Source organism: Patescibacteria group bacterium (assembly GCA_041662965.1).
In the GTDB taxonomy this organism is placed as follows: Bacteria; Patescibacteriota; Patescibacteriia; order Patescibacteriales; family GWC2-42-12; genus JACPHD01.
On record JBAZRI010000003.1, the window covers coordinates 41,745 to 60,521 of the forward strand.

An 18,777-nucleotide genomic window follows, 5' to 3' on the forward strand; every position below is an offset into this window, starting at 1 on the left:
AAAAACGGGAGTCAGCTTATGCTGTTCCCGATTTTGTTTTTTATAATATCCACAATTCTGCCTAGAAGCCCAGGGATAACCCCGATTTAAGGCTCCGGCTAAACCAGGAGGGAGGCTTAACTTTCACCGCTCCTAGGCAAAATTCTAAATACTATTTGTTGAGCATGTATAAAATATGTTATCATGAAAAAAGATAATTGCCAAAAATTAGATAGGTATAAAATAGCGCCCAAGATGCTACTTGCTTAGAAGGGATGCAAAATTTATAAATAATTAAGGAGGAAAACTATTTATTAATTAGGCCCTTAAGCAAGTAACAGACTGGACGCTATAAAATTTACCCCGTTAAATCCCAATCAAAGTTGGGACGCAAAGCGTATTTAACGGGGTGAATTCAATAGATTATATTATCATAACTTAAACCGTATGTCAAGGCTTATTTCCAATAATTCTACAGCAGACAAATTACAAAAATTGGGCTAAATTTGGTAAAATTTAGCCCAATCTTCATGCAATTAACTTAAATAATATATGAACGATCTTAAATATTGGCTGGCGCTAAGCCATTTTTATAAATTCGGCCCGGTCAAATTTAAAAAATTAAAAAACTATTTTTCTGATATTGCCAGCGCCTATAAAGCCTCGGCGAAAGATTATGTCCGCGCCGGCATTGAAGAGAAAGTGGCCGAAGAATTCATGATTTTCAAACATCAGGTTGAGCCGGATGAATTATTGGAAAATTTAAACAAAGAAAAACTAAAAGCTTTAACCATAGAAGACCCGTCTTACCCGAAACTTTTAAAGCAAATTTACGATCCGCCTTTTATTTTATATTACCGCGGCTCGCTGGAAGCTTTTAACGGTTTTCTCTTAGCCGTGGTGGGCGCCAGAAAATACAGCGCCTACGGAGCGCAAGTCACGGAAAAACTAGTCAGAGAGCTGGCTTTTAATAAATTAACCATTGTCAGCGGTCTGGCCTTAGGCATAGACACTCTGGCCCATGCGGCCGCCATCGAAGCCGGCGGAAAAACCATCGCGGTTTTAGGCTCCGGCTTAGACCAGCAAAATATCTACCCTTCGCAAAACCGCTATCTAGCCGATAAAATCCAAGCTCACGGCGGACTAATTTTATCAGAATATCCAATCGGCACCATGCCTTTAAAACATCACTTTCCCCAAAGAAACCGCATAATTTCCGGCTTAACGAGCGCTACTTTAGTCATTGAAGCCGGTGAAAAGTCAGGCGCTCTGATTACGGCTTTTCACGCTTTAGAGCAAAACCGGGAAGTTTTCGCCGTGCCCGGCAGTATTTATTCCGGCTCTTCGGAAGGCACTAACCGTTTAATCACTATGGGGGCTAAATTGGTAGCCGGCGCTAAAGATATTATTGAAACTCTGAATTTAGCCGAAGCGGCCGCCTATATTGAAAACAAAAAAATAATTCCGGAAACGAACGAAGAAGAATTAATTCTCGCCCGCTTGTCTTATGAGCCGGCGCATATTGACGAGCTTAAGCAATTGACAAAACTTGACACCTCGGTTATAAATAGTACACTTACTATCATGGAAATGAAAGGCATGGTAAAAAATTTAGGTAATATGCAATACGTGCTAGCCAGATAAACATAACTTGTCATCACCATGACATTTATTTTTTTATGAAATTAGTCATCGTTGAATCTCCAACCAAAGCGAAAACCATAGCTAAATTTTTAGGCTCTGATTTCAATATTGAGTCTTCTTTCGGCCATGTCCGCGACTTGCCGGTAAGCAAAATGGGCATTGATATTGAACATGACTTTGAGCCTAAATATGTCGTGCCGGCCAAAGCTAAAAAAAACCTTAAAATACTTCAAGCCTTAGCCAAAAAATCAGATAAAATCATCTTGGCTACCGACGAAGACCGCGAAGGCGAAGCTATCGCTTGGCATTTGGCCGAAGCTCTTAAAGTTGATCTAAAAAAAACCGACCGCATTGTCTTTCATGAAATCACTAAATCGGCGATTGAGCAAGCTTTAGAACACCCGAGAATTATTGATATGAAATTAGTCAACGCCCAGCAAGCCAGACGAATTCTTGACCGGCTAGTCGGCTACGAGCTCTCCCCTTTCTTATGGAAAAAAGTGGCTAAAGGCTTATCGGCCGGCCGCGTGCAATCCGTAGCCGTCCGCTTAATCGTTGAGCGCGAGCGGGAAATAAAAAAATTCATTACCGATGAATATTGGAGCATAACAGCATTGCTTTCCCCCTCTCATTACCAAGGAGAGGGCCGGGGTGAGGTTCCGTTTTTAGCCAGATTGAATAAAATTGATAATAAAACCATCAATAAGCTGGAAATTAAAAACGAGGAGGAGGCTAAAAAAATTTTAACCGCGCTTAACGGGGTCGAATACGTCGTCGCTAATTTGGAAAAAAAACAAACTAAAAAGCAGCCGCCCAAGCCTTTTACGACTTCCAGCCTGCAGCAAACCGCCAATCGCTGGCTCGGCTTCTCGGCCAAGCAGACTATGATGATAGCGCAGCAGCTTTATGAAATGGGCTTTATAACTTACATGAGGACCGACTCGCTGAATTTAGCGGAAAAATTTTTGAGCGAAGCAGCCGAATATTTAACCGCTAACTTAGGCTCTACCTACGCGCTTTCATCCCCGCGCCGCTTTAAAACTAAATCCAAAGGCGCGCAAGAAGCGCATGAAGCTATCCGGCCGTCCGAAGCCTCGCGCGCTCCGGAAACGGTTGAAAGCGACCTGAATCCCAACCAAAATAAATTATACAAATTAATCTGGCAGCGCGCCTTAGCCTCGCAAATGAGCGAAGCCATAGTTGATGCTACCGTGGTTGATGTTGATGCTAAAAATACCCCCTACCAATTCAGGGCTAACGGCCAAATTTTAAAATTCAAAGGTTACTTAAAAATTTATCCGGAAGCCAGCCAGGAAATTGAACTGCCGGAATTAAACATAAAAGAAAAGCTGGAGTTAGAGGAAATAAAGCCGGAACAGCATTTTACCAAGCCGCCGGCCAGATATTCGGACGCCGGGCTGGTTAAAGAATTGGAAAAATACGGCATCGGCCGGCCGTCAACTTACGCTCCGACCATAGCGACCATCGTTGACAGAAATTATGTCCAGCGCGACGAGAACAAACGTTTAGGGCCGACCGATATTGCCTTCGTGGTTAACGACTTATTGGTTGAGCACTTTCCTAAAATCGTGGATTTCCAATTTACCGCCAAGCTGGAAAACGATTTGGATTCAATCGCTGACGGCAACGTTGAATGGCAGCCGGTAATTAAAGAATTTTATGAGCCCTTTCACGCAAATTTAGAAAATAAATACGAAGTTATAAATAAAAATGACATCATGCCTGAAGAAAAATCAACCGAGGTGTGCGATAAATGCGGCGCGCCCATGATCATTAAAACCGGCCGTTACGGAAAATTCTTGGCTTGCAGCGCTTTTCCTGAATGTAAAAACATTAAATCAATGCCCGGCGCGGATAAAAACGGCAACGGCCAGGCCGACAGCGAAGAAATTAAGGAGCTAAAAGAAAAATACAAAGCCGAGGTTTGCGAAAAATGCGGTTCGGCTATGGCGGTTAAAGTCGGAAAATTCGGCCCGTTTTTAGCCTGCTCGGCCTACCCAAAATGCAAAAATTTAAAAAATATCGGCGGCGGGAATAACGGCACCGGCATAACCTGCCCGGTTTGCGGTAAAGGCGAAGTCGTGCAAAAGCGCAGCCGCCGCGGCCTGTTTTACGCTTGCAACCAATATCCAGCCTGTAAAACCGCTTTCTGGGGTAAACCGACCGGAGAAAAATGCCCGGATTGCGACGCCCTATTGATTGAAGACGCTAAAAAGGGCGAAGTTAAATGCTCCAACAAAGATTGCGGATATATAAAATAAAGGGAAAAAATAAAAAAACAGTTTGGCTCTCCCGTGTTCGCATTTTAAATACATTTCAAAATCACCCGGGGGTTCGGGGGTTGGAGTTGGCGCCAAGGCTTACAGCAGGAAGATTAATTAATAAGATAGCCAATCGGAAACCCCCGAGACTTTTTGCTTACTTTTTAGTCATAAAAAGTAAGTCCTAGCGAAGCGCCACGAATGCCAAAATTTTCAAAAAAGTATACAAAATTATTTAAATAAATATTTAATAAACAATTAAAAAAGAGCTATTTAGCTCTCTTTTTTTATTTTACAAATTTATTTTTTTATCCGGCCGCGGTTAATAAGGCGTCAAAAATAAAGCGGGTCAGGCTATAAGCCGCGAGAATTATAATCAAACCGATGACCGATTCGGTTAAAACTTTTTTCGCCGATAAAACTTTCGCCTCATTCCCGGCCGAAGTCATCCATAAAAATCCGCCGTAAATAATCAGGCCTAAAAATATTATCCCGATCAGCGATAAAAAAGTGCCGATTAAGGCGCCGATAATCTCCGGGATGGATCGGGGGTTACTAAAACCGGCCGCTTCCGCGGTTGTTTTTAAATACTCCATCATTTTTTGATATGCCGAATCGTTCATAATATCTAACTCATTAATTAATTTTTACGCGCTTGCTTCTTTTTTTCCGCCCGATTTTTCATAAGTTCCACTAATTTTTTTACGCCTTCCATGATTAAGGGCAGATAAGAAGCGCTATGCTCAATTTTTTCTTTTACCATTTTTACGAGTTCATCAAACTTATTAAGCCGCTCGCGAGTTTCTTTCAGCACTTTAAAAAACTGCTGTAAAATTCTGGCTAAATAATAAATCGCCCAGCAAGAAAATATGGTAAATAATAAAACCGATAAGGCAATAATTATATTTAATAAATCGCGGCTATCGTTGATTAACGGCATAATATTATAAATTAAAATTTAAAAATCAAAATGTAAAATAATAGCTTAAAACCTAACCACCCGCCTGATTATAATTTAAGTTTACTGCAAATCCAATCGTTTTTTAATTTTTCCGACGATCTCTTCGGTCGTGAAATGCGCTTTGACCAAATAGTCATTCGCTCCTAAATCCAAAGCTTTTTTATTATCTTCTTCCTGGCCTAAATTAGTAAGCATAATAACCGGCACATTCTTAACCACTTTATTGCTATGCGAACGGATTTCTTTTAAGACCTCAAAACCGTCCATAGCCGGTAAAATAATATCCAAGAGAACAACCGCCGGCATAAATTCGCCGACTTTTTTTACGGCGTCTTCCCCGTTGGCCGCCACGGCGACATTAAAACCTTCTTTCTTTAATTTTTTATAACAAATATCGCGCAGAAACGAATCGTCTTCAACCAATAATACTTTAACGCCGTCGCTGGTGTCTTCTTCTTTTTCTTTATCAGTTTTCTCTTCTTTTCCATTATTAGCCCCGGCCGGATTGTCCAATATTTTTTTTACTTTTTCCACGACCTCGGCCGGATTAATCTGGGTTTTAACTATATAATCAGCCGCGCCCAATTTTTTTATTTTTTCTATTTCAACGTCCTGGCCGGAATTGGAAATTACGATTATCGGAATTTTATTATCTTTTTTTTGCAAATTTTCCAAAACTTCATAACCGTTCATTATCGGCATAATTATATCAAGTAAAATCATATCCGGCCGCCATTCTTCAATTTTATTCAAGCCGTCTTCTCCGTTAACTTCCGCCGCCACTTCAAAGCCTTCAAGCTTAAATTTTGACGATAAAACGCTGGCCAAAGCATCCTCGTCTTCAATTATTAAAACTTTTTTATTTCCCTCGTTGGAAATTTTATTTTTTTTAGTTGGCATATAAATTTTATATAATAAACTATAAATTAGCTGTCTTATTGATTGGGATAAAAAAGCTTACTTCCGTGCCCTTGCCTTCTTCGCTTTTTAAGCTAACCTGGCCGTCATGCTTTTCAATAATATTCTTGACGAGAAATAAGCCCAAACCGGTCCCTTCGGTTTCTAACTTAACCACATTAGCCGCCCGGAAAAACTTAGAAAACAGTTTCGGCTGATCCTCGGCCGGGATGCCGACTCCTTGGTCTTTAATTTTAACATGAAAATACTGTTTGTCAACTTCAATAATCACTTTAATTTTACCGTATTCGGGAGTATATTTTATGGCGTTAGAGAGTAAATTCTGTAAAACCATAATCATTCTTTCTTTGTCTAAAAATACTTTTGGCAATTTAGGCGGTTTTTCAACCGTTAACTCTTGATGGCTTTTAACCGCCAGACTCTCAACATTGCTGATGGCCGTATCTAGGACTTCTTGAAAATTAACTCTTTCAAAGTTAAAGCCAAATCGGCCTTCTTCAATGCGGGAAACATTTAATAAATCATTAACCAGCCTGATAATTCTTTCGTTGCTTAAATAGCCTTTATTTAATAATTCTTGCTGTTCTATGCTTAACTTCCCGGCATCACCGTCCAAAATCATCTTAATTACCCATTTAATAGCCGACAAAGGGGTTCTTAATTGATGGGCGGCGATGGAAATAAATTCTGATTTCATTTTATCAATGGCCTTCTCGCGCGTAGTGTCATAAAATATTTTCATAACGCCAAGCGGTTCATTGTTAAGGCTTAAGACTTTGGCCGTAATAACTTTAAAAGTTGTTCCTTGGGCATCTTCTTTTAAGCTGGCGTCTTTCAAGGTAATTTCTTCGGATATAAAATTATGGTCTTTACCACCTTCGCTGATTGGCTTGATTTCATAATCGGTTTTAATAATTGGCTTGAAATTAGACATGCTGAATTTATTATCCGTAGCTACCTGCCGGCCCAAATCGGCGCTATTTAAACCGAAAACTCTGGAAGCGGCCGGATTGATCATGCCGATTTTATAATCCTTATCTAAAACAATAATTGGATCGGTAAAATTGGCGATAATAGCTAAAGTTTTATTTTCTTCTTCCTCCATTTCCCGCCTGGCCTCGGTATTATCTTCCAATATGTTAATCAAGGCTTTTTTTGATTGGTCCAGCTCCTTAACTTTAATTTGCAATTCATTGGTTTTTTTATTGACTATTTTTTCCAAGCTTAAATTCAGCTCTTCTAACTTATCGGCCAATTCTTCGGCTCTTTCCTCTTTTTCAACTTCTTTATTGGTTGACCTGATTAATAAATAGCCGATCATTATATAAAGCAAGAACACGGTAATATTAACCAGCCTTGCCCGCATGTCTTGAGTTAAAAATATTTGGGCCAATAAAATCAAGCCGATTAAAGCCACGAGCAATTCGGTAAGGATAACTTTAATTTCAAACAGCTTTCTTTTGATAATGGCGTAAGTGGCTAGGCCCAGCCAGACAATTGAAAAATAAACCGGGGCGTCAAGATAGGAAAAAAATTTTTCCGGGAAAAAAAGCGGTAAAATTCCGTAAAAAAGAAAAGCGCCGAAAAAATAAACCGAAATACCGGTTATAAAATATTTCATTTGCAGCCTTTTAGCGCCGATGCTTTTACGGTAAAAGCTGATTAAATAATAAAAAGGGATAATCAGCATCGGTAAAATTAAAACTCTGGCCAGCTGATTTAGCGGACCGGCCGTGGCCAGGCCGATAAACGGATATTGGTTGGAAACTTCATAAATTATATAAGGCGTGGCTAAAGAAATAATGGATATGGCCGCTGATAAGCCATACCAAAAAATAAATTTTAATTTAAAAAACTTGGTTTTCCCCGTGAAATAATAAATAAAAATCACGTAAGAGCTGGCGGCTAAAGCGGTAAGCCAAGTCGCCTTAGTCCAGAACAGTTTGTTATCGAAAAAGAACACTCCAGCCCAAGCGAAAGCCGAAATCGCCGAAAAAAAAGCCACCCAGCCCAAATAAAAAGCTTCTTTGCTTTTGCCTTTTGACCAAATCAAAAAAGCAAAAATGCATTGCAAAAAAGCCGCGAGAAATAAGGCAATCGGCCTAAGCTGGGCTAAATCCATAAAAATTATTAATTATTTTTTGACTTATTTTCCAAATCTTTTATTTTATTTTTTAACTCAATCATTTTTAATTCCCTGCCTACCGTCTGTTTTTGAAATCTCTCCAGTTCGGCGACTTTACCGTCTAGCTCCCGGTTAGCCGCGGTTAATTCCCGGCCACGCTTAGTAAGATTCTTACTTTGCTCGTCTAGCTGCTGCATTTTTTCTTCAAATGATTTTTCGCGCTTAAACAGCATTTTAGCGCCATGGCCGGAGAATGACCCGACTATCACGTAAAAAATCGCGATAGTTATAGTTTTAGTTAAAGCGATGGGCAAGCTTTGAAATTCTATGGTTGGCAGGCCGTAACGGGGAATATGGCTGATAATTCCGTAATACTCGGCGATAATTAATAAATTAATTGAAGCGCCGGCGGCAATGGCGGTTATGATTGAGCCTTTAGAGCCGAAAATCAATGAAGCTGAAACCACGGGCAGAAAAAAGAAAACCGTGGAGATGCTTTCAACTCCGCCGGCCGAATGCATAATGATGGTAAAAAAAACCAATTCAACGATAATCTGCGTATAGCTGATTAAAGCCAGCAATTTTTCGGAAAAAACTTTTTCCACTTTTTTTTGCGCGAAATGCAAAGCAATATTTATGGCGGAAAAAGCCACGAACAATAAAACCATGGCGGCGAAAGAAAACTCAACGTTAGAATGGCTGATGGTTTTAGTTAAAATGCCGATTAAAAGGATGCCAACCATGTAAACCCAGCGAATTTTAATAATCCACGCGTTAGTGACAATCCTTCTTTCTAAATTTACATCAAAATTTTTCGGCATAAATTACAGCGATAAAAAACGCTTAAAAAATCGCGAAGAGCTTAAGCCAATCCCCGACCGCTAGCTCCTGCGCCCTGATTTTCGGATTAAAGCCGGCCTTAGTTATTTTATCCTCGGCTTCAGCCTGATTAATCATCAGGCCGGCCGCCAAATTATTCTTTAGCATTTTTCTTTTGGCGCTAAAGCCGAACTTCACCAGCCGAAAAAATTCTTTTTCCTTTACTTCCGGCTTTTCGCTCTTAGCTTCTAGTTTTATTATTGCGCTATCAACTTCCGGCGCCGGCCAAAAACACTCCCTGGAGACTAACTTAATTATTTCCGGCTTGGCATAAAATTGCGCTGACACGGCCAAGAGGCTCATTTTCCCCGGCTTAGCCGTTATCCGTTCGGCCACTTCTTCCTGTAGCATCAGCACCATAAGCTCGGGCTTTATTTCAGTTTCCGATAAAAATTTTCTTAAAAAAAATGAAGTGATATTATACGGCAGATTCGCCACAATTTTATACCCCTCTTTAGCAAAGGACGGTAGAGAGGATTTTAATATATCGCCATTCACCACCTCTACATTTTTAATCCCCTTGGCCGCTAAGCCGATACGCAAAACTTCGGCTAGTTTATCGTCAAGTTCAACGGCGATTACCCGCCCGGCTTTTTTCGCCAATTTGGCTGTTAAAAAACCCAAGCCGGGGCCGACTTCCAAAACCGTATCGTTAGACGTCAGGCCGGCCGCGGCCGTAATCTGGTCATAAATCTCTTCTTCTATAAGAAAATTCTGACCCTTAGAACGCGCCGGCTTGATATCGTAGAGGCGGCAAAGTTCTTTGGTTTGTTGGAGTAAATCCATTTCTTGTTTTTCTTATTTAATCTTATCTCTAAATCCTGCTATAATATAATCAGCAACTTTTACAATTCTATCCAGCAAATTTGAATCAGCCTTGCTCATGCCGCAGCCAGAACAGCCGCCGGGCGTTGCTAACACACCGTTGTCCATTTCAGTCATAGTCATGCCTGCGGCAATAATTGAATCGCCCGGCTTATATCCGGCCATTGAAGTTTGCGTCTTGGAAAATAAAGCCATGGTGCCGGAACCGCCGGCCATAGTGCCGTTAATCTCCGATTTGGTTGGGCAGGTTGCCTCATTTGTTATTGTTGCACATAAGGTACTGCCCGTACCAATACAACACCTGCAACCAGCCGCAGTACAACATGATAAACTACATTGTATTTCCTTAGTATTGGTTAAACCTATCGGATATGAATAAGTTCCAGAAGCTTCCACGGCTTTCTGCCAGCGAACTTTTGGCAAATAATAATAATATCCGCTGACTAAAATAATAATGATAAAAGTCAAAGCTAAAAGTAATTTTCTCATAGTAACTTTATTATACCATTTTTTATAAAATATGAAAAAAATTTTCCTTATCAGCTTAATATTTTGCCTAATATCGCCTAATATTGCTAAAAGCGCCGCTTTGCTAGCAGGCAGAATATTACTGCAAATTGAAGAAAAGGGCCAGGCCTGGTATGTTCATCCGGAAAATCAAACCAGATATTACTTAGGAACGCCGACCGACGCTTTTAATCTAATGCGGAAATTAAGCATTGGCATCAGCGATAAAGATTTGACGAAAATACCAATCGGTATTTCGGACAATAATTACCCAGACAGCGATTCGGATGGCCTTTATGATAATTTAGAAGACGCTATCGGCACGGATAAACAAAATAAAGATACTGACAATGACAGTTATAACGATAAAGAAGAATTGGACAACGGATATAACCCTCTTGGCGAGGGAAAACAACCTGTTGATAAAAAATTCACTCAAAAAAATTCCGGAAAAATATTTTTGCAGGTGGAAAAAAATGGCGAAGCTTGGTATGTTGAGCCCTTAGCGCAAAAACGATATTTTTTAGGACGGCCGGCCGATGCCTTCAAAATAATGAAAAACTTCGGTCTGGGAATTACTAACGCTGATTTGCAAAAAATTCCTATCAGCCTTTTGTTGATTAATGATATCCAAAATACGGATAATCCTGCGCCTATTACAACCACCGGAGATGTAATGCAATTAGCGGCCGCGGCCATAAGAAAAGTTAACATAGAGCAAACCCTGTTGTATTTCACACCCAACATGCATAAATCAATTGAATACTCTCTGCGACATATGAGAAAAGAAGATTTGCTCATACTGGCAAATATACTTTCCGGCAGCAGCCTGCAGTCGACTACGGAAAACAAAAAAGCCTATTTTAATGAAGTGTATTTTCAAAACGAAAAACATCAGGTATATTTTTACGTAGAAAAACAGCCGGATGGCAAATGGCTGATAACGAATTTATAACACTACAATTATTTTTTGTATTTGAAAATGATAATTTAAATAAAAAGACACGCTTACATTAGGTTAAGCGTGTTTTTTTATTTCGCCGTCAATAAAATTATGCTAATGGTTCCGAGAATCAACCCGGCTAAAACCGTCGGGCTTAGGCTTTCTTTAAAAATAAAAACTCCGGCTAACGCGCCTACTATAAGGCTACCGATGCCGTAAGCCGGCATGGCTACGGATAAAGGAGCGCCGAATTTAAAAGTATAAAAGAAAAAAATGATCCCGGAAGCCAAGAGAACGCCTGTCAGACTAGAAATATAATAACCTTTGGCCGAAAAATTAACCCCTCCGTTATAAAAAGCGTAAATTAAAAAAGGAATGGCTACGAGCAATTGGGCTAACGAGATAATAAAAAGTGCCAAAAAATAATTTATTTCATTGCCTAAAAATTTGAATAAAACATCAGAAAAAGTCCAAGCTAAAATTGTCAAAATTAAAAATAACAGCCAAAGCATAATTTTATTTTTATTGTCACGCTTGAGTTAAATTTAGAAAATTTTCGTGCGAGGACTGTTTGAGGCCGTGTTAAGCGGCCGAGTTCCGCAGTAGAAAATTTTCTAAATTTAACTCAAGTTCTACTGTTGTCGTAATCAGTATAATTAAATTACTATATTTACTAACTTCCCTTTCACAAATCCTTTACTTTCCGCATATATTCTATAACTCCTTTCTCGCAATGATTTTCAGTATAATCAACAGCAAAATCCATTTTTTTATCAGCTAAAAGCTCTCTTTCTCCAACAAAAACAAATTGCATTTTTAAACCGCGCCGATTAAGCTCTTCGGCCATGGCGACATCGGATGGGCTATCGCCAAAAGCGATAAATTGTTCCGGTCTAATTTTCTTTTTATCAAGCCATGCCAACGCTCTTCCCGCCCCGAGGTGCTTGCCGACATGCTTATTTTCTATATCAGTCGCGATGCGGGAAGGGTCAATTTTATAGTCATCGGTCAATTTATATTTTACTAATAACTCAGCCAACGCTTGATTTAATAAATTCTGCTCCTCTTTAAATTTTTCCAACTCTAAATTATCAAGCATCTCTATTGAAATCATCGTTTTTTTGGTCTTATCATAAAACATTGTTGCCGAGAATCTTTGATTTACTAAAGCCATCACTTCTTTTTGTAGCCATTCAGGGACGGATATGGACTCATCAATATACAGCTTCTTTTCTCCTTGGTCATTAAAAGTTACCGTTACCGCCCCTTTTTCGCCAACAGCTAATAAATTATGTAAAATTTTTTTATTAGCCACCATTTTTTCCAAAGGCTCAATAATTTTTTCCAACATAAAATCCGTAGCTCGGCCCGTGTTTAGCGCTACCGGTTCGCCTGCTTCCAACCTTTTAATTAATTGAAAAAATATTTCTGGTTCTGTCACCTTTTTTTCGCTAGGATGGGTTAACACGCCGTCGACATCAAACAGCCAAGCATGTTCAACCGGCTTAAACTGCTCTTTATTTTCTTCTTTTATTTTTTCTTCAAACATATTTTATTTACCGCTTAAATCACAATATTAATCAGCTTCCCTTTAATAAATATTATTTTCACCACTTCTTTTCCCTCCAGCCATTTTATGATTTTTTCGCTTGCCAAAGCGATTTTTTTTGCTTCATTTTCGCTAATATCAGCCGAAACTTCAATCATATCGCGCACTTTGCCGTTTATCTGAATAACTAAATTAATAGTTTCGTCTTTAACCATCACCGGATCATATTCCGGCCATTTTTCTTTAAAAATACTTTGCTTATACCCTAACCCGGACCACAGCTCTTCGGCCAAGTGCGGCGCGAACGGACTTAGAAGTATCAAATATAAAGTATAGTGTATTGGATATATTTTCTCTTCTTTCTCCAAAACATTAGCTAATATCATTAAAGCGCTAATTGCTGTATTAAATCTTAAATTTTCAATATCTTCAGTAACCTTTTTAATGGTTTTATTGACAATTAATTCCAACTTTTTTTCTCCTCCTTGATACTTTATACTTGATACTTTATACTGCATTTTCCAGATTTTCTCTAAAAATCTAACCTGGCCGATAATGCCTTTAGTATTCCAGGGCTTCATGTCTTCAAGCGGCCCCATAAACATTTCAAACAAGCGCAAAGCGTCGGCGCCGTACTGCTTTACCACGTCGTCAGGGTTAACCACATTACCTAGAGACTTGGACATTTTGCGGCCGTCTTCGGCTAAAATTATGCCTTGATGCCTTAATTTCTTAAACGGCTCGTCAAAATCAATATAGCCCAGATTATGCAAAACTTTGGTAAAAAAACGGGAATAAAGCAAATGCAAAACCGTGTGTTCGGCGCCGCCGACGTATAAATCAACCGGCAGATATTTTTTTATCATGGCTTTATCCGCGAAGGCTTTTTTATTGTTCGGGTCAGAGTAGCGGAAATAATACCAGGACGAGCAGACAAAAGTATCCATAGTATCCGCTTCCCGGCGCGCCGCGCCGCCGCACTTCGGGCATTTTACTTTATGAAAACTTTTTGATTTCATTAAAGGCGACTCGCCGGTTGGCATAAAATCCACGTCAGTCGGCAGTTTAACCGGCAAATCTTTTTCCTTGACCGCGACCTCGCCGCATTTAGCGCAATAAATTATGGGAATCGGCGCGCCCCAATAACGCTGGCGCGATACCAGCCAATCGCGGATTTTATAATTTACTTTTTTAAAGCCGATTTTTTTCTCCTCCAGCCAGGCGGTGATTTTTTCCCTCGCTTCTTCCGAGGTTAGGCCGTTATATTCGCCTGACTCAACTAAAATTCCGTCATCGCAGTAAGCAAAATCGCCGTGAAAATATTTTTTCCAGGCGAATTGCTGATTTTCAACGTTAATAAAAGATTCAATCTCATTCTCCGGAATCCAAACTGCTTCATGCCTATCTTTCTCATTTTGATCAACAATCTCTTTTTCTTCATTCTCTAAATCAAAAATAAGATAATAAAAATGCGCGATTACATTTGAGCCTTTATGCGGCCTATAAAATTCGGCGTAGGTGGAGCCAGGAATTTGTTTTACGAATTTTAAATTTTTGTAGCCGGTCTCTTCTTTAATTTCTCTTAGCGCGGCGCCAACCAAGCCTCCTCCGTCAATCCCGCCGGTCGGAAAAGATTGCCAGCCGGTTATGCTCCATTTTAGGCAAAGATATTTATTATCTTTCGGATTCTTTACGATAGCGCAAACTACTTCGCGTTTTTCCGTCTCCTTATCGGCTTTCGCCGGATTTTTTTGATCCAGCCAATAAGGAACAATAACATTTTTTATCGGCAAATTATATTTCTTGGCGAATTCAAAATCACGCTCATCATGCGCCGGCACGGCCATAACCGCGCCGGTGCCGTAATGGGCTAAAACATAATCGGCCGCGAAAACCGGAATAGTTTCATTATTAAAAGGATTGATTAATTCCACGCCCTCTAGCTTAACGCCGGTTTTTTCTTTAGTATCGGCCATTCTCTGCAGTTCGGTTTTCTTTTTAGCCTGGTTAATATATTCTTCCACTTCCGGCCAATTAGTAATTTGATTTTTTAGATCCTGAATCAACTTATGCTCCGGAGCTATCACGGCATAAGTCATACCGAAGACCGTATCTAAACGAGTCGTATAAACTCTAATTCGTAATTCGCAATTCGTAATTCGCAATTCAAATTCCGCGCCAGCGGATTTGCCGATCCAATTTTTCTGCGCCGCTTTAGTTGATTCCGGCCAGTCAACTTTATCAAGACCGTCTAGCAAGCCCGAGGTAATGCGTTTCTCGGCCTCCGTAGCTTTAGCGAAGGACGGCTCTATAAAATCGGTAATCTTAAAAAACCATTGCTCCAGATCTTTTTGACTCACCGGGTTTTTACAGCGGTCGCAAACTCCGCCCTCGGCCTGCTCATTAGCCAAAACCGTGTGGCACTTACCACACCAATTCACCTTGGCCTTATTTTTATAAGCCAAGCCGTTTCTGTATAGCAAAAGAAAAAACCATTGCGTCCATTTATAATAATCCGGATCGGAAGAATTCACTTCTCTGGACCAATCATAAGAAAAGCCCATCATCTTCATCTGCTTGGTGAAATTCTCAATGGCTTTTTCAGTGGTGATTTTAGGATGGGTTTTCGTCTTAACCGCGTAATTTTCCGCCGGCAGGCCGAAAGCATCCCAGCCCTGCGGATGCAAAACGTTTTTGCCTTTCATCCTTAAATAGCGCGATATAATATCCGTCGCCGTGTAGCTTTCTACGTGGCCGGCGTGCAGTCCGTTAGACGACGGATAAGGGAACATATCCAAAATATATTGTTTGTCCGCCCGGCTTTTATCGTCGGCCTGAAAAAGCTTCGGCTGTTTAGCCCAAAATTTTTGCCATTTGGCTTCTATTTTTTTGTGATCATACTTTTCCATAATGCGTTTATTTTATCCTAAAATTGGCGAAAAGGCAAATAAATTATTTTTTATAAATCAACCAATTCTTTTTATCTTTCAGCCTGACTAATACATATTCTCCTTTTAATTTTTTACCAACTAAATTAAATTTCATACTGCCCCGCTCCAGACTGCCGTCAAGCGCCTGCCATTTACCCTGATCATAAATTTCTACCGTGCCGGCGCCGTACTCGCCTCGCGGAATCACGCCGGAAAAATTTATATAATCAACCGGATGGTCTTCAACTTCAACCGCCAATCTTTTAACCCCGGCTTTTTCCGGCACGCCTTTAGGCACGGCCCAAGATTTTAAAACTCCGCCGTGCTCCAACCGAAAATCATAATGCAAATGGCTGGCTTGATGCTTCTGTACTACAAAACGCGACAAATTCTGTTTTTTCACCGCGCCTTTCGGCTCGGGCGTCACGAAAAATTTTCTTTTGGCTTGATACTTTTCTAAAGCCATATACTTAATTATATTTATAATAATTGCTTGGGCTAAATTTGGTAAAATTTTCGTACGAGGACTGTTTGAGGCAGCGTAGCTAGCCGAGTTCCGCAGTAGAAAATTTTATAAATTTAGCCCAAGCTTCATGTAGTTAATAATTTTATAAAAGCAGGCTTAATCCGGATAAAGGACTAAGCCTGCTTGAAATATAAGCGGAGATTATCCGGCTCTCGCAACCTTACTTTTTATTGCCATTACGTATTTCGTCCTTAATCATCGGAGCGATTACTTCTCTATGAAAGTTAAAAGCGCAAAAAACCGCTACGGCAATGACGGTAGTCCATAAGCCGTCCTTATTGCCTTCGGCTGATTGGCAAAAATGAGTGGTCTTAAAAATATTGCCGCTGGAAATATAAATCTGTTTTCTTTCATCCCAGGCTTTGTCCGGGTCAAACTCAATGCCTAAAGTCGTGGCTAACATGGTCGCGGCCAAATCTTCGGCGTATTCGCCGGTCTTTTTCGCCACTTCGCCGAAAGAATGGTGCTCGGATAAATAGCCGTAATTATTTTCATCGCTCGGCTTGGCTAAGCCGATGGCGGCCGAAACCAAGCGGTTAGGCTCGTTGGTCTCGCTTTTGGCCATAACGCAAAAAACTATTTGGCCGGGATAAAGCATTTTTTCGCCTTTTTCCTTGGAAACAACATGGCAATTAGGCGGAAAAATACTGGAGACAGTCACTAAATTGCATTTTTCAATGCCGGCATTTCTTAAAGCTCGCTCAAAAGAAGCCAGCTTGTCCTTATGGACGCCGACCCCTTTGGTAAAAAACATTTTCTTTGGTGTGAACATACTCTTTTCTTTCTTTTTTATTATTAAGTAAAAAAACAAACGCCTGACAGCGTGGTTTAATTATACAGCTTTCAAATTATTTTGCAATGATTATTTTTTGCAGCTTTTTTACGGCCGCTCCGCTGACCCGCATGCGTTTTCTTTTTCTTTTTTCTCGCGCCTTAAGCCGCTTTTCCATTTCCCGCTCCAGTTTGTCCAAACTTTGTTTATTCATAAATAAATGTTATAATATTTATACCCCATAAATCTACAAATCAACTACGAATATGCAAATATTTTATAATATATTTTTCTATTATTCGTAAATTTGTAGCAGATTTGTAGATTTGCGGGAGAGATATGTGTTAGTTAATTTAATGATAAAGCTAATCTCAATAAATTTCAATGATAAATATTACTAAGCCATTCTATAAAACTTGGTGGGGCGCGGGTTTAGCCGTTATTTTAACCGCGATTTTAATTTTTATAACGGCAATCGGCTTTTATTTTTTTGCCAGCGTGAAAAAATCTAAATTAGAAATAAGCCAAACCGGCCTGAAATTAAGCGGACAGCAATATAGCGCCGCCGACGGCGATCATTATTGGCTGAGCGCGGACAAAGCTAAAATTACCATAGTTGAATTCGGGGATTTCGCTTGTTCGGACTGCGGAAATGCTTTTTATACCATTAGAGAAATCAGCTTAAAATACAAAGACGACGTAAAATTGATTTGGCGCGATTACCCGGCTCAAATATGCTCGGATATTTTAACCTTGGCGGGTAGATGTACCGGCGAACAGGGCTTATTCTGGCCTATGCATGATAAGTTATTTCAAAACCAAACCGCCATAATTTCCTTGATCAATCCAAACGAAAATCAATGCAGCAACGACGATAAGATAAAAATTACCGAACAATTACTAATTTTAGCTAACCAGATCGGCGTTGATACAGCCAGATTTAACGATTGCCTAACCAAGCAAAAATATCTGCCGCAAATTCAAAAAGACCTGGCGGACGGCCAAACCTTCGGCATTACCGGCACGCCGACCTATTTTATCAACGGCTATAAAATTGCCGGCGATATACCGTATGATGTGTTTATTAAAATAATTGAGGAGCTTAAAAAATAATTTTATATTATGATACAAATCAGAATCCACGGCCGCGGCGGCCAAGGTGTAGTAACGGCCGCGGAATTAATCGCTATTGCCGCTTTTAAAAGCGGAAAGCAAGCGCAAGCTTTCCCTTCTTTCGGCGTGGAAAGAACCGGCGCTCCGGTGGAAGCTTACGTCCGCCTGGATGATAAGCCGATCATAATCAGAGAGCAGATTTACCGACCGGACATCTTAATTATTCAAGATGCCAGCCTGCTTGAAACTACTGATATGGCCAAGGGCGCGACCAAAAAAACCATTACTATTATTAATACGGCAAAAAACAAACAGGACATGAAAATTAATCTGCCTCAAGCCAATATTCAGACGATTGACGCCACTAAAATCGCTTTGGAAATAATCGGTAAAAATATCGTTAACACGGTAATCTTGGGCGCTTTCGCTAAAATAACCGGCTTAATCGGCCTGCCAGAGCTTAAACTGGCAATTGAAGAAAAATTTTCCGGCAAGCAAAATTTAATTGATAAAAATATTAAAGCCGTGGAAAAGGCTTACCGAATATAATTTATTTTATATGAAAATCACCGTTCAGCCTTCTACTTCCATAACAAATAAAACCGGCTTCTGGCGCACCAACCGGCCGAAATTTATATATGAAAAATGCACCTCTTGCGGCATCTGCACGCGTATTTGCCCCGAAGGCGTAATCAAAAAATTTTCAGATAAAGCCAAGCCTTATTATGATTGCGATCTTGATTTTTGCAAAGGCTGCGGCTTATGCGCCGTTGAATGCCCGTTTAAGGCCATAGAAATGGAATTAGACGAAAAATAAAATTATT

At 40.0% G+C, this 18,777-nt stretch carries 19 protein-coding genes; 6 read left to right on the plus strand and 13 right to left on the minus strand.

The features are described 5' to 3' along the window. Positions 1–531: 531 nt before the first annotated feature. A complete protein-coding gene (gene dprA, locus WC639_02445) occupies positions 532–1,623 on the plus strand; it encodes a DNA-processing protein DprA (protein ID MFA6306636.1) in 1,092 nt (363 codons plus the stop codon). A gap of 35 nt (positions 1,624–1,658) precedes the next feature. Then, on the plus strand, positions 1,659–3,905 hold the full coding sequence (gene topA, locus WC639_02450) for a type I DNA topoisomerase (GenBank protein ID MFA6306637.1): 2,247 nt from the start codon (positions 1,659–1,661) through the stop codon (positions 3,903–3,905). Between the two features lie 308 nt (positions 3,906–4,213). Here topA and WC639_02455 read toward each other — a convergent pair whose 3' ends face one another. The 7 genes from WC639_02455 to WC639_02485 form a co-directional block, all read right to left on the minus strand. Then, complete coding sequence (locus WC639_02455; protein MFA6306638.1) at positions 4,214–4,528, minus strand: hypothetical protein; 315 nt, start codon at positions 4,526–4,528, stop codon at positions 4,214–4,216. Between the two features lie 17 nt (positions 4,529–4,545). Next, complete coding sequence (locus WC639_02460) at positions 4,546–4,845, minus strand: hypothetical protein (GenBank protein MFA6306639.1); 300 nt, start codon at positions 4,843–4,845, stop codon at positions 4,546–4,548. An 81-nt stretch (positions 4,846–4,926) separates the two neighbouring features. Further along, positions 4,927–5,766, minus strand: coding sequence for a response regulator (locus WC639_02465; GenBank protein ID MFA6306640.1), 840 nt, complete (start codon positions 5,764–5,766; stop codon positions 4,927–4,929). 19 nt (positions 5,767–5,785) lie between these two features. Continuing rightward, positions 5,786–7,906, minus strand: coding sequence for an ATP-binding protein (locus tag WC639_02470; GenBank protein MFA6306641.1), 2,121 nt, complete (start codon positions 7,904–7,906; stop codon positions 5,786–5,788). A gap of 8 nt (positions 7,907–7,914) precedes the next feature. Continuing rightward, positions 7,915–8,730, minus strand: coding sequence for a hypothetical protein (locus WC639_02475; GenBank protein ID MFA6306642.1), 816 nt, complete (start codon positions 8,728–8,730; stop codon positions 7,915–7,917). 22 nt (positions 8,731–8,752) lie between these two features. Further along, positions 8,753–9,574: a 16S rRNA (adenine(1518)-N(6)/adenine(1519)-N(6))-dimethyltransferase RsmA gene (gene rsmA / locus WC639_02480; GenBank protein ID MFA6306643.1), complete on the minus strand. Its 822-nt coding sequence runs from the start codon at positions 9,572–9,574 to the stop codon at positions 8,753–8,755. A 12-nt stretch (positions 9,575–9,586) separates the two neighbouring features. Further along, positions 9,587–10,102 (minus strand): hypothetical protein, encoded by a 516-nt coding sequence (locus WC639_02485; protein MFA6306644.1) that lies wholly within the window; start codon positions 10,100–10,102, stop codon positions 9,587–9,589. Between the two features lie 31 nt (positions 10,103–10,133). On the opposite strand from WC639_02485, the gene WC639_02490 reads away from it, so the two are divergent. After that, positions 10,134–11,075: a hypothetical protein gene (locus tag WC639_02490; GenBank protein ID MFA6306645.1), complete on the plus strand. Its 942-nt coding sequence runs from the start codon at positions 10,134–10,136 to the stop codon at positions 11,073–11,075. A 77-nt stretch (positions 11,076–11,152) separates the two neighbouring features. Here WC639_02490 and WC639_02495 read toward each other — a convergent pair whose 3' ends face one another. The 6 genes from WC639_02495 to WC639_02520 form a co-directional block, all read right to left on the minus strand. After that, positions 11,153–11,575 carry a hypothetical protein gene (locus WC639_02495; GenBank protein MFA6306646.1) on the minus strand — a complete coding sequence of 141 codons (423 nt, stop codon included), beginning with the start codon at positions 11,573–11,575 and terminating at the stop codon, positions 11,153–11,155. A 173-nt stretch (positions 11,576–11,748) separates the two neighbouring features. Further along, positions 11,749–12,612: an HAD hydrolase family protein gene (locus tag WC639_02500; protein MFA6306647.1), complete on the minus strand. Its 864-nt coding sequence runs from the start codon at positions 12,610–12,612 to the stop codon at positions 11,749–11,751. 14 nt (positions 12,613–12,626) lie between these two features. Further along, a complete protein-coding gene (locus tag WC639_02505) occupies positions 12,627–15,521 on the minus strand; it encodes a class I tRNA ligase family protein (protein MFA6306648.1) in 2,895 nt (964 codons plus the stop codon). Positions 15,522–15,564: 43 nt separating this feature from the next. Further along, complete coding sequence (locus WC639_02510; protein ID MFA6306649.1) at positions 15,565–16,008, minus strand: DNA polymerase ligase N-terminal domain-containing protein; 444 nt, start codon at positions 16,006–16,008, stop codon at positions 15,565–15,567. Positions 16,009–16,228: 220 nt separating this feature from the next. Continuing rightward, positions 16,229–16,840, minus strand: a complete 612-nt coding sequence (locus WC639_02515; GenBank protein MFA6306650.1) for an arginine decarboxylase, pyruvoyl-dependent — start codon at positions 16,838–16,840, stop codon at positions 16,229–16,231. A 76-nt stretch (positions 16,841–16,916) separates the two neighbouring features. Further along, the gene (locus tag WC639_02520; GenBank protein ID MFA6306651.1) at positions 16,917–17,054 is read right to left on the minus strand and encodes a hypothetical protein; all 138 of its coding nucleotides are present in this window, start codon (positions 17,052–17,054) and stop codon (positions 16,917–16,919) included. Positions 17,055–17,224: 170 nt separating this feature from the next. On the opposite strand from WC639_02520, the gene WC639_02525 reads away from it, so the two are divergent. From WC639_02525 to WC639_02535, 3 genes are read left to right on the plus strand one after another with little or no spacing between them, the layout of a single operon-like run. After that, positions 17,225–17,953, plus strand: coding sequence for a thioredoxin domain-containing protein (locus WC639_02525; protein MFA6306652.1), 729 nt, complete (start codon positions 17,225–17,227; stop codon positions 17,951–17,953). A gap of 9 nt (positions 17,954–17,962) precedes the next feature. Beyond that, positions 17,963–18,502 (plus strand): pyruvate ferredoxin oxidoreductase subunit gamma, encoded by a 540-nt coding sequence (locus WC639_02530; protein MFA6306653.1) that lies wholly within the window; start codon positions 17,963–17,965, stop codon positions 18,500–18,502. A 10-nt stretch (positions 18,503–18,512) separates the two neighbouring features. Then, the gene (locus WC639_02535; GenBank protein ID MFA6306654.1) at positions 18,513–18,770 is read left to right on the plus strand and encodes a 4Fe-4S binding protein; all 258 of its coding nucleotides are present in this window, start codon (positions 18,513–18,515) and stop codon (positions 18,768–18,770) included. Positions 18,771–18,777 lie beyond the last annotated feature (7 nt).

What these genes read in the sequence shown, in the direction of transcription:
- dprA (MFA6306636.1), top strand. Translation starts at nt 532, where the DNA reads ATGAACGATCTTAAATATTGGCTGGCGCTAAGCCATTTTTATAAATTC.
- topA (MFA6306637.1), top strand. Translation starts at nt 1,659, where the DNA reads ATGAAATTAGTCATCGTTGAATCTCCAACCAAAGCGAAAACCATAGCT.
- WC639_02455 (MFA6306638.1), bottom strand. Translation starts at nt 4,528, where the DNA reads ATGAACGATTCGGCATATCAAAAAATGATGGAGTATTTAAAAACAACC.
- WC639_02460 (MFA6306639.1), bottom strand. Translation starts at nt 4,845, where the DNA reads ATGCCGTTAATCAACGATAGCCGCGATTTATTAAATATAATTATTGCC.
- WC639_02465 (MFA6306640.1), bottom strand. Translation starts at nt 5,766, where the DNA reads ATGCCAACTAAAAAAAATAAAATTTCCAACGAGGGAAATAAAAAAGTT.
- WC639_02470 (MFA6306641.1), bottom strand. Translation starts at nt 7,906, where the DNA reads ATGGATTTAGCCCAGCTTAGGCCGATTGCCTTATTTCTCGCGGCTTTT.
- WC639_02475 (MFA6306642.1), bottom strand. Translation starts at nt 8,730, where the DNA reads ATGCCGAAAAATTTTGATGTAAATTTAGAAAGAAGGATTGTCACTAAC.
- rsmA (MFA6306643.1), bottom strand. Translation starts at nt 9,574, where the DNA reads ATGGATTTACTCCAACAAACCAAAGAACTTTGCCGCCTCTACGATATC.
- WC639_02485 (MFA6306644.1), bottom strand. Translation starts at nt 10,102, where the DNA reads ATGAGAAAATTACTTTTAGCTTTGACTTTTATCATTATTATTTTAGTC.
- WC639_02490 (MFA6306645.1), top strand. Translation starts at nt 10,134, where the DNA reads ATGAAAAAAATTTTCCTTATCAGCTTAATATTTTGCCTAATATCGCCT.
- WC639_02495 (MFA6306646.1), bottom strand. Translation starts at nt 11,575, where the DNA reads ATGCTTTGGCTGTTATTTTTAATTTTGACAATTTTAGCTTGGACTTTT.
- WC639_02500 (MFA6306647.1), bottom strand. Translation starts at nt 12,612, where the DNA reads ATGTTTGAAGAAAAAATAAAAGAAGAAAATAAAGAGCAGTTTAAGCCG.
- WC639_02505 (MFA6306648.1), bottom strand. Translation starts at nt 15,521, where the DNA reads ATGGAAAAGTATGATCACAAAAAAATAGAAGCCAAATGGCAAAAATTT.
- WC639_02510 (MFA6306649.1), bottom strand. Translation starts at nt 16,008, where the DNA reads ATGGCTTTAGAAAAGTATCAAGCCAAAAGAAAATTTTTCGTGACGCCC.
- WC639_02515 (MFA6306650.1), bottom strand. Translation starts at nt 16,840, where the DNA reads ATGTTCACACCAAAGAAAATGTTTTTTACCAAAGGGGTCGGCGTCCAT.
- WC639_02520 (MFA6306651.1), bottom strand. Translation starts at nt 17,054, where the DNA reads ATGAATAAACAAAGTTTGGACAAACTGGAGCGGGAAATGGAAAAGCGG.
- WC639_02525 (MFA6306652.1), top strand. Translation starts at nt 17,225, where the DNA reads ATGATAAATATTACTAAGCCATTCTATAAAACTTGGTGGGGCGCGGGT.
- WC639_02530 (MFA6306653.1), top strand. Translation starts at nt 17,963, where the DNA reads ATGATACAAATCAGAATCCACGGCCGCGGCGGCCAAGGTGTAGTAACG.
- WC639_02535 (MFA6306654.1), top strand. Translation starts at nt 18,513, where the DNA reads ATGAAAATCACCGTTCAGCCTTCTACTTCCATAACAAATAAAACCGGC.